Annotated in this window: 8 protein-coding genes; all 8 read left to right on the forward strand. The window is 62.9% G+C overall.

Translation table 11 applies throughout. The features are described 5' to 3' along the window. Positions 1–2: 2 nt before the first annotated feature. Positions 3–749, forward strand: a complete 747-nt coding sequence (locus LQG66_RS00395) for a class II aldolase/adducin family protein (protein ID WP_231322152.1) — start codon at positions 3–5, stop codon at positions 747–749. Next, positions 746–2,254, forward strand: a complete 1,509-nt coding sequence (locus LQG66_RS00400) for a glycerol-3-phosphate dehydrogenase (protein WP_231322154.1) — start codon at positions 746–748, stop codon at positions 2,252–2,254. The genes LQG66_RS00395 and LQG66_RS00400 overlap by 4 nt, the downstream gene beginning before the upstream one ends. A gap of 646 nt (positions 2,255–2,900) precedes the next feature. Continuing rightward, positions 2,901–4,049: a PepSY-associated TM helix domain-containing protein gene (locus LQG66_RS00405; RefSeq protein WP_231322157.1), complete on the forward strand. Its 1,149-nt coding sequence runs from the start codon at positions 2,901–2,903 to the stop codon at positions 4,047–4,049. Continuing rightward, entirely contained in the window at positions 4,046–4,342 is a 297-nt protein-coding gene (locus LQG66_RS00410) for a hypothetical protein (RefSeq protein WP_231322160.1), read from the forward strand. Before LQG66_RS00405 ends, LQG66_RS00410 begins: the two co-directional genes overlap by 4 nt. Positions 4,343–4,995: 653 nt before the next feature. Further along, positions 4,996–7,323, forward strand: a complete 2,328-nt coding sequence (locus LQG66_RS00415; RefSeq protein ID WP_231322163.1) for a TonB-dependent receptor — start codon at positions 4,996–4,998, stop codon at positions 7,321–7,323. Between the two features lie 355 nt (positions 7,324–7,678). Beyond that, complete coding sequence (locus tag LQG66_RS00420) at positions 7,679–7,909, forward strand: MbtH family protein (protein WP_231322166.1); 231 nt, start codon at positions 7,679–7,681, stop codon at positions 7,907–7,909. A gap of 20 nt (positions 7,910–7,929) precedes the next feature. After that, entirely contained in the window at positions 7,930–8,658 is a 729-nt protein-coding gene (locus LQG66_RS00425) for a thioesterase II family protein (RefSeq protein WP_231322168.1), read from the forward strand. Between the two features lie 87 nt (positions 8,659–8,745). Beyond that, entirely contained in the window at positions 8,746–9,708 is a 963-nt protein-coding gene (locus tag LQG66_RS00430; protein ID WP_231322170.1) for a TauD/TfdA family dioxygenase, read from the forward strand. Positions 9,709–9,761: the final 53 nt, after the last annotated feature.

Raw genomic sequence — 9,761 nt, forward strand, 5'->3', positions numbered from 1 at the left:
ACATGACCCGCGAGGAACGACTGATCCGCGAGAACATCATCGCCAAGTGTCGATGGATGAACGCGTCGGGTCTGAACCAGGGCACGTCGGGCAACATCTCCGCCCGCTACAAGGACGTGATGCTGATCACGCCGTCGGCGACGCCCTATGATGCGATGAAGCCGGAGATGATCGCCGCGATGCCGCTCGAGGGCGCGTACGGATCCTGGGAGGGACCGCTGAAGCCCTCGACGGAATGGCGCTTTCATCTCGACATCATGCGCGGGCGACCGGACGTCGGTGGTGTCGTGCACACCCATTCGACCTACGCCACCGTGCTTGCCATCGCGCGCAAGTCGATTCCGGCCTGCCATTACATGATGGCGGCGTTCGGCGGCACCGACATCCGCTGTGCCGGCTACGCGCGCTACGGCACGGCCGAGTTGTCCGAGCTCGCACTCGCCGCGCTGGAGGGGCGCAATGGCTGCCTGCTCGCCAATCACGGCATGATCGCGGTCGGCGCCAATCTCGACAAGGCGATGTGGCTCGCGGTCGAGCTCGAGACCATCGCCCGGCAATATTATCTGTCGCTGGCGCTCGGCCAGCCGCATATCCTGGGCGACGCCGAGATCGCCGAGACGGCGCAGGGATTTTCGACCTACGGCCTGCAGGAGCCCAAGGCAAAACCGGCGAAGCCCGCCAAGGCGGCAACGAAGGCGCGCGCCGCTGCACGCAGCAAGCCTGAGAAGAAGCGCAGCGGCAAGCGATGAATGCGACGGTTTCACGCTGCGGACCCGATCACGGCTTGTTGGACCTCGCCGTGATCGGCGGCGGCATCAATGGCGCTGGTATCGCCCGTGATGCCGCCGGCCGCGGCCTGAAGGTGCTGTTGTGCGAGAAGGACGATTTCGCCGAGGGCACCTCGTCGCGCTCGGGCAAGCTGATCCATGGCGGCCTGCGTTATCTCGAGTACTACGAGTTTCGCCTCGTCCGCGAAGCGCTGATCGAGCGCGAGGTTCTGCTCGCCTCGGCGCCGCACATCATCTGGCCGATGCGCTTCGTGCTGCCGCACTCGCCGGAGCAGCGTCCCGCTTGGCTGGTGCGCACCGGGTTGTTTCTCTACGACCATCTCGGCGGCCGCAAGCAGCTGCCGGCGAGCCGCAACGTCGATCTCGCGCATGAGCCGGAAGGCGCGCCGCTGCGTCCCGAATTCCGGCGCGGCTTCGAATATTCGGACTGCTGGGTCGATGATTCCAGGCTGGTGATCCTCAACCTCGTCGATGCCGCGCGCAAGGGCGCGACGATCCTGCCGCGCACCCGTGCCGTGAGCGCACGCCGCGAGAATGGCACCTGGCAGCTGGAGATGCGCAACGAGAGAGGCGAGCTGGAGACCGTCCGCGCGCGTGCGCTGGTGAACGCCGCCGGGCCCTGGGTGCAGGACGTCGTGCAGGGCGTCGCCGGCCTCAACTCCGCGCATAGCGTGCGGCTGGTCAAGGGCAGCCATCTGGTGGTGCCGAAGTTCTGGAGCGGATCGCAGGCCTATCTGCTGCAGAACACCGACCGCCGCGTCATCTTCGTCAATCCGTACGAGACCGATCTCGCTTTGATCGGCACCACCGACATCGTGCATGATGGCCGCGCGGAGGACGTTGCGATCGACGGCGGCGAGATCGACTATCTGCTCGCCGTGCTCGACCGCTATTTCCGAGCCGCGCCGGGGCGAGGCGACATCATCCATGCCTTCTCCGGCGTGCGGCCGCTCTATGACGACAATGCCGACAATCCGTCCGCCGTGACGCGCGACTACGTGTTCGAGGTTCATGGCACGCCGGATCAGCCGCCGCTGCTGTCGATCTTCGGCGGTAAGATCACGACGTTTCGCCGGCTGGCCGAGCACGCGCTGGAGCGTCTCGCGCCGTGGTTTCCGCAACTGGGACCGGCGTCGACGGCGAGCGCTTGTCTTCCCGGTGGCGATCTCGGCGCGTCGTTCGATCAGTTCCTCGCCGATCTCGCCAGCGAGTACCCGGAATTGCCGCGCGAGGCGGTGGCACACTATGCGCGGCTCTACGGCACCTGCGCGCGCGACCTGCTCGGTCCGGCTCGCAAGCGCGACGATCTCGGCCGTCATTTCGGCGGCACTTTCTACGAGCGCGAGCTCGCCTATCTGCGCGCGCGTGAGTGGGCTGCGACCGCGGCCGATGTCCTGGACCGGCGCACCAAGCACGGCCTGCATCTGACCCGCGCCGAGCGCGAGGCGTTCGAGCACGAGCTCTGATTGACCCGTCTGCTGCGGACCGTCGGCCGACCTGCTGCGGCGAATGCTGGCAATCTGTCGTCATGCGGGGGGCGGCAAGAAGATTCGGTTCCGCTCGCTCCGCTCAGCTCGACATGATCGCGTCACACCGACGGCCGCACTCCTGACGGCTATCACGCCTGAGCGCCGGCCAAAGCAGACGATCGCAGCAGTTCGCCATCGGGATCGAAGCACAAGGCAAAGCTGTGTGCCGGAGCGCTCCAAAATTCGGCCTCAGTCGCGACACCGGGAGTTCGAACTGCGACTGCGCGACCGGTGAAGAAAGTCACCTGCGTGTCGCACCTTAAAGCGATTCCAACGGCGGCCTTGTCGAATTGGTTTGATGCAGCCGGACGTGGTCAGCATGATGCAGATCTCGCTCGTGCCGAGAGACGAAGCCCTCGTCGTGCGACATTTGATCGTCTTGTCAGTCGTACGAAAATCAGTCGTACGAAAAGCATAATCTGAAAGTCATGCACTCATCGTCCGCGCTCTTTCGTTCTGTTTGGGTCGTTCCGGATTGGCCGGGTCTGATCGGCGCTGCCGAAGCTCCTCGGAACGGCAGTGAAATCGGCATCAGACATAAGGTGTCCGGTGCCGTTGCGCGCGCGTCGAAGTTGGGGTGAGCATGGTGAGTTCGAGTGCAACGCGGCTGTGGGTCCAGATTCACGCCTGGACGTCGTTGATCAGCATGATCTTCCTGCTGATGCTGTGTCTGACGGGACTTCCGCTGATCTTCCATGACGAGATCAATCATCTTCTCGAGGACGAGATCTCCGCGCCGGTGATGCCGCCGGACACGCCCGTGCTGCCGATCGACCGTCTGATCGCAGCGGCCAGGAAGCAGCTGCCTGAGCAGCACGCGCTGTTCGTGACCCTGAAGCAGGCCGAGCCGCTCGTCGTGGTCGCGATGTCGCCGACAGCCATTCCAGTGCCCGGCCAGTTCCATCGTCTGACCGTGGATGCACGCACGGGCATCGTTCTCGGCGAGGAGGCGCCGCATCAGGACGTCATGGACGTCATCCTGCGCATCCATAGAGACATGTTCACCGGTCTGCCCGGCGAGCTCTTTCTCGGCCTGATGGGACTGGTGTTCGCCGCCTCCATCGTCTCGGGCATCGTCGTCTACTGGCCGTTCATGCGGCGCCTGCAGTTCGGCACGGTGCGGGATCGCTCGGCGCGACTCAAATGGCTCGACCTGCACAATCTGCTCGGCATCGTCACGGTGAGCTGGGCGCTCGCGGTCGGCTTGACCGGCACCATCAATACACTCGCGGTTCCGCTGTTCGATCTCTGGCGCGCCCAGACCATGCCGGCGCTGCTCGCGCCCTATCAGGGCAAGCCGCTGGCGGAAGCGAAGTCCGTCGAGGCTGCGGTCGATGCGGTCCGCACGGCGTTTCCGGATCGGCTGGTGACGTCCGTGACCATGCCGACGACGACGCGGTTCGGCAGCCCGCAACATGTGATGGTCTGGACCAAGGGCCGGACGCCGCTCACCGCGCGCATGTTCAAGCCGGTCCTGGTCGACGCCCAGGACAGCACCAAGATGGTCGTGCCCGAGCTCGCCTGGTATCTGACCGCGCTGCAGGTGTCGCGGCCGCTGCACTTCGGTGATTATGGCGGGCTGCCGCTGAAGATCATCTGGGCTCTTCTGGATGTGATCACGATCGTCGTGCTCGGCAGTGGCTTGTATCTGTGGGTCGTGAAACGGTGGGGTGGGAGGAGAAAGCTGTCAGGCGTCGCCGCATCGGCTTCGCCGTTGGCGGTGTCCCCATGAGCTCGTCGGCAACGTCGTCGCCGCGCATCGCGCAACTCTCGGCCTGGCAGGTTTTTCGTGCGCCGCTGCTTATCGGCCTCGTCGCCGCCGCCGGGCTGGCGTTCGGGCTGTTCGGTGACGGCGTCTGGGATGGCCTGTGCTGGCTTGGGCTTTCTGTTCCGATCCTGCTGTCGCTGATCTATAGCGTGAGATGGAATCCGGGCCTGAAGGCCCCGCCGCGCGGCGCGCTCGCGGAAACACGCGACTCCCTGAGGCTCGGCGTCTCCGGTTCGCGCAAGCAGGCGTCACCTTAGCCATTGAGAGTCGAACCACTGGGCTGCAATCCGGTCGGCTGTGCTTTCGCGCGATGCCGCCGATCGGCCAGTAACGGCTCTGACGGACCACTCTCTCTCTCTCGATCAGTCAATCTTCCCCTTGCGAACGGGCGTCGTCGTGGTGCGTCGGCCGCGCGAATTCGATTCGCCGGGCGAGGGGTTGAACAAAATGGCGTCGAGCCACGCTGGAACTGGTCGCTGCGCGTGAAACAATCAGATACATAAGTCTTCGTGCCGTCTCCGATCTGCGCGTCGCCCGGCAGATGTGTGGCGCATTTAAAGCAAAGATTGATTCAAAAGTGGCGATGTGATTAGTTCTCATCGTAAGATTGATTGATGTGATCTTGATAGTTCGAGACTGTCGCATGTCATGAGCTGCATCAGCTGACACGATCGCCTTGGATCGAGTGCGAAATATCTTCATGATACTACGCAGCGCGCGCTTCCTTGGAAGGCTTCGAAGAAGCTGCAAGGAAGAAATATCGCAATAGCGACAATCTGTTGGACGAACGGCATCGACGAGAGCGTCGCTCGTTAGACGAGTTCTACGCAGTGCGACGCCATCCCCAAATACCTGTGTGTTAGGAGCACCGCCGGACCAAGTTGGAACTTGGAATGATCGGGGTGTCAGGATGGTTTGTCGCGTTACGGATAAAGACGTCGGGTTGACGATTTCATTGGGACTTGTGAGCTCGTTGGCGCTCACGCTGAATGTCGCGGGTGTTCAGCAGGCCTTCGCTCAGATCAAGCTTCCCGATGTGACGGTCGAAGCGCCGAAGCCGAAAGTGCGACAGACCGGCCAAAGGACCCAGGCGACGTCGACCCGGAACGTGCAGCGACGGGTCGCCACGCGCAATCTGCCTCCCAGGGCCCCGGTTCCTTACGTGACGCCGTCGACGGGGACGATCGGCGCGCCGCCGTCGCCCTATGCCGGCGGCCAGGTCGCGAGCGGCGGCGGGCTCGGGCTGCTCGGCAATCGCGGTGTGATGAACACGCCGTTCAACCAGACGAGCTTCACGTCGCAGCTGATTCAGAACCAGCAGGCGCGCACGATCCGCGACGTGCTGATCAACGATCCCTCGGTGCGCACGGTCCAGGCGGCCGGCGGCGGCGCCGACAGCCTCTTCATCCGCGGTTTCCAGTACGACAGCGGCGACTACGCCTTGAACGGGCTGGCGGGCATTGCCCCATACTATTCGACGGCTGCCAACTTCATCGAGCGGGTCGAGCTGCTGAAGGGGCCGGCAGCTCTTCTCAACGGCATGACGGTGGGCGGCACCGGCGCATCGAGCGGCGGCGCCGTCGGTGGCAGCGTCAATCTCATTACGAAGCATGCGCCGGAGACGGACATCACGCAACTGACGACGACCTATGTCTCCAAGTCGCAATTCGGCGAGCAGATGGACGTCAGCCGCCGTTTCGGCGAACATAAGGAGTGGGGCGTTCGCTTCAACGGGGGCTATTCGAACGGCGATACGCCGTGGAACCGCCAGCACGACGAGCTCGGCAATGCCCATCTCGCAGTCGACTATCACGGCGAGAACGTCCGTATCGACGCCGATGTCGGGTATCAGGCCGATAATCTGACGCCGCCGCTGCGGTTTTTCGGCGTCGGTGCCTTGACAAAAATTCCGGATCCGCCGGCTGCTGGAACCAACTTCCAGGTGCCATGGGCCTATTACGTGCCGACGGACTTCTATTCGACCGTGAAGGGTGAGGTCGATCTGAACGACAAGATCACGGCTTATGCGGGGTTCGGCTATCACGACAGCAACATCAACTACCGATATCCGTCGCCGAACCTGGTCGACAATGCAGGTGGGATTTCGGTGCCGCTTCCCGGAACGGGCAGCGAGAGGTTCGAGACTCTTGCCGGCGAGGCAGGTCTACGTCTGAACGCCGACACCGGACCGATCAACCACGCGGTCAACATCGGCTACTCGATCACGGACCGGACCTATGGACAACACCTTGTGACCAAGGCTGCCAGTGATCCAGTACTCAACTGGAACCTCTACACTGAGCCGACCGGCGTAGCGCTACCCCATTTTACCACGCTCGCCGCCAATCAGATCGTCGGCGCCAATCTCTGGAGCGTCGGTGTTTCCGACACGATGTCCATCCTGAACAAGCGCATTCAGCTGACGGTCGGTGCGCGCAGGCAGACGGCAGGCACGGAGGTCACGAATCTTCTGACGCCCTCGGCCAGCCGGCCGTTTGCGGATACCTCGGTTTGGACACCCGCGTATGCGCTGGTCGTCAAGCCGGTCGAGCATGTCTCGCTGTATGCCAACTATATCGAGGGTCTGCAGACCCCGGTCGTCGTCCCCTCCGGCTATACCAACACCGGCGCAGTGTTCCCGCCGGGGCAGACCAAGCAGGTCGAAACCGGCATCAAGGTCGATTTCGGCCGCATCGCGACGACGGTCAGCGCGTTCGATATTTCCAAGCCCAGCGTCATCACGACGGGCTCGGGGGCGCAGCTCACGCAGGTGCTGAACGGCCTGCAGCGGAATACGGGGGCCGAGGTCAACGTGTTCGGCGAGGTCGCGCCGACGCTTCGGCTCCTCGGTGGCGTCGCCTATATTCACGGCGTGCAGGAGCAGACCTCGGGCGGCGCCACGGACGGCAAGCGCGCTGTCGGCGTGCCTGAGCTTACCGTGAATCTCGGCGCCGAGTGGGATACGCCGTTCGTGAGGGATCTGACCCTGACCGGGCGTGTCGTCTACACCGGTGCGCAATATGTCGACACTGCCAACAAGCTCTCGCTGCCGGATTGGACGCGCGTCGATCTTGGTGCGCGCTACACATTCACCTCGCCGTGGAATGGAAAGCCCATCGTCGTGCGGGCCAGCGTCGAGAACGTCTTCAACAAGGCGTATTGGGCGTCCGCCTATAGCGGCGTAATCACCTTGGGCGCGCCCCGCACCTATCTGGTTTCGACAACGTTCAACTTCTGACGAGCCGGGACGAATTGTCGGCGATGAGGCCGCCGCACGGCAGATGTGCGGCGGCCTTCTCGTCTTCAACGATATTGACGGCGTTTGCTTCAATCAGATGAAAAATGATTAGTTCGCGTGCGCGCTCAGGCCAGAGAACGCGGATCTCGGTGCTGATTTGGCGAGGTGGTGGAGCGGTCTGATCGATAAATCATCCGCTTACAGCGAATGCATCCTTATGTTGCGTCATCGATCGTGCGTCACCTTGGAGAGATTAAAAAGTTTGATCGGCGGTATCACTTTGACTGTCATTATCAACTGCACTACTCGTAGCTCATCGCTCATCGCCGTTGCTTGTTAGTAGGAGTAGCCGGGCATGATGGTCTTCGACAGAGACGACATCACCTTCACCGTCGTCATGAATCACGAAGAACAATATTCCATTTGGCCGACGTTCAAGGACATTCCCAACGGCTGGAGTGCCGTCGGTGTGACCGGAACCAAGAAGGAGTGCCTGGACCATATCGAACGGGTGTGGACCGACATGCGGCCGCTCTCGCTGCGCAAATTCATGCAGGACAGCTCGCTCGCATCGACCGAATCCTGACGCGAAGGGGACTGGCTGCAATGCGGCTCATCTGTTTGCCCTATGCTGGCGGCAGCGCCATGATCTATGCGCGCTGGAAGAGAAGCGTTCCGTCCTGGATCGATGTCCTTCCTCTGGAGTGGCCTGGGCGCGGTGCGCGGATGGACGAGCCGTTGCACACCGATCCAGTTGCATTGGCCGACCTGCTTGCGGCCGAACTGGTCGATGCGCCGCTGGCAGCGCCCTACGTTCTGTTCGGACACAGTCTCGGTGGCCTGATCGCCTTCGAGGTCGCGCACAGGCTGCTCGCGCTCGGCGCGCCGCGGCCGCAGATGCTGCTCGTGTCCGGAACGGAGGCGCCGGCGAAGCGGGATGGCAGCCGTTGGCGAGAGCCACTCAGTGACGATGCGCTGCGCGATGAGCTTCTGATGTTGAAGGGGACGCCGCAGGAGGCGCTGGAAAGTGTGGAGATCATGCGCAGCGCGTTGCCGATTCTGCGGGCCGATTTCCTGATGTGCGGGAATTACGTCGCTCAGAGACGGCAGCCCTTACCTTGTCCGGTTCACGTGTTCGGCGGAGATCTGGACGACACGCGTCCGGAGGCGTTGCAGGCATGGCGTGCCGAGACATCGGCCGCATTCGGGCTCGACATGCTGCCGGGGGACCACTTCTTCATTCACACGCGACAGGCCGATCTGTTGAACCTGATCACTACGTTGCTGGCGGGCCATGCGCGGCCGCAACTCGCTGCCGCCTGCGCGGGGCCTTGAGCATCGTGCACTGAATGCGAGCCCGGCCAGGAAAACCGGCTGGCGACGACACTTTGATGCTGAACTGACGGGAAGCGAGGAAACATCATGTTTGCAACGCAACTCAAAATAGAAGAAGAGTCTCTGCCTTTCCTTCTGCGGGCCGGCCGCAAGCTGGAGCCGCTGACGGAAGCCGTCAGCGAGGTCCGCGACATGATCGAGCGTCGGCTCTATGCGTGCGGCGGAATTCTGTTTCGTGACTTCCATCTTGAAGGTGCAGAGGCATTCAGGAGCTTCGCGGCGAGCTTCGGCCATCGGCTGCTCGCCTACGAATTCGGTTCGACGCCACGATCGCAGGTCAGCTCCGGCGTCTACACGTCGACCGAATATCCGCCGCACCAGAGCATCCCGCTGCACAACGAGCAGGCCTATACGCGCGACTGGCCGATGAAGATCTGGTTCTACTGCGAACGGCCTGCCCAGGAGGGCGGCGAGACGCCCATCGCCGACAGCAGGCTCATTCACCGCGACATGCCCGCCGCGATTCGCAATCGGTTCGCCGAGAAGGGCGTCATGTATGTTCGCAACTATGGCAGCGGTCTCGATGTCGACTGGCGGCAGGTGTTCGGTACGGAGTCGAAGGCTGAGGTCGAAGCCTATTGCGCTGCGCATTCGATCACCTGCGAATGGAAGGATGGCGACGAGCTGCGGACGCGGCAGGTCTGTCAGGGCACCGCGGTGCATCCCGTCACCGGTGAGGTCGTATGGTTCAACCAGGCGCACCTCTTTCATGTCTCCAGTCTTGCGCCGGATGTGCGGGAGAGCCTTCTCGATATCGTGGGCGACCCGCTCGAATTGCCGCGCAACGCCTTCTATGGCGACGGTACGCCGATCGACGACGAGACGCTGACCACGGTGCGCGGTGTGCTCGACCGGCACAAGATCGTCTTTCCCTGGCAGGCGGGTGATGTCGTGATGCTGGACAACATGCTGACGGCGCATGCGCGCGAGCCGTTCAAGGGACCGCGCAGGGTGATCGTCGCGATGGCGCAAGCCCATCGGCTGAACTGAACCAGCGCCATCCAATCCGCTTGATCGAACGCCACGCTGTAATCGGACACAAG

It is taken from the genome of Bradyrhizobium ontarionense, assembly GCF_021088345.1.
Taxonomy (GTDB): domain Bacteria; phylum Pseudomonadota; class Alphaproteobacteria; order Rhizobiales; family Xanthobacteraceae; genus Bradyrhizobium; species Bradyrhizobium ontarionense.

Excerpts from the sequence above, each read along its gene's own strand:
- LQG66_RS00425 (WP_231322168.1), top strand. The coding sequence starts at position 7,930 with ATGCGGCTCATCTGTTTGCCCTATGCTGGCGGCAGCGCCATGATCTAT.
- LQG66_RS00400 (WP_231322154.1), top strand. The coding sequence starts at position 746 with ATGAATGCGACGGTTTCACGCTGCGGACCCGATCACGGCTTGTTGGAC.
- LQG66_RS00430 (WP_231322170.1), top strand. The coding sequence starts at position 8,746 with ATGTTTGCAACGCAACTCAAAATAGAAGAAGAGTCTCTGCCTTTCCTT.
- LQG66_RS00405 (WP_231322157.1), top strand. The coding sequence starts at position 2,901 with ATGGTGAGTTCGAGTGCAACGCGGCTGTGGGTCCAGATTCACGCCTGG.
- LQG66_RS00415 (WP_231322163.1), top strand. The coding sequence starts at position 4,996 with ATGGTTTGTCGCGTTACGGATAAAGACGTCGGGTTGACGATTTCATTG.
- LQG66_RS00420 (WP_231322166.1), top strand. The coding sequence starts at position 7,679 with ATGATGGTCTTCGACAGAGACGACATCACCTTCACCGTCGTCATGAAT.
- LQG66_RS00395 (WP_231322152.1), top strand. The coding sequence starts at position 3 with ATGACCCGCGAGGAACGACTGATCCGCGAGAACATCATCGCCAAGTGT.
- LQG66_RS00410 (WP_231322160.1), top strand. The coding sequence starts at position 4,046 with ATGAGCTCGTCGGCAACGTCGTCGCCGCGCATCGCGCAACTCTCGGCC.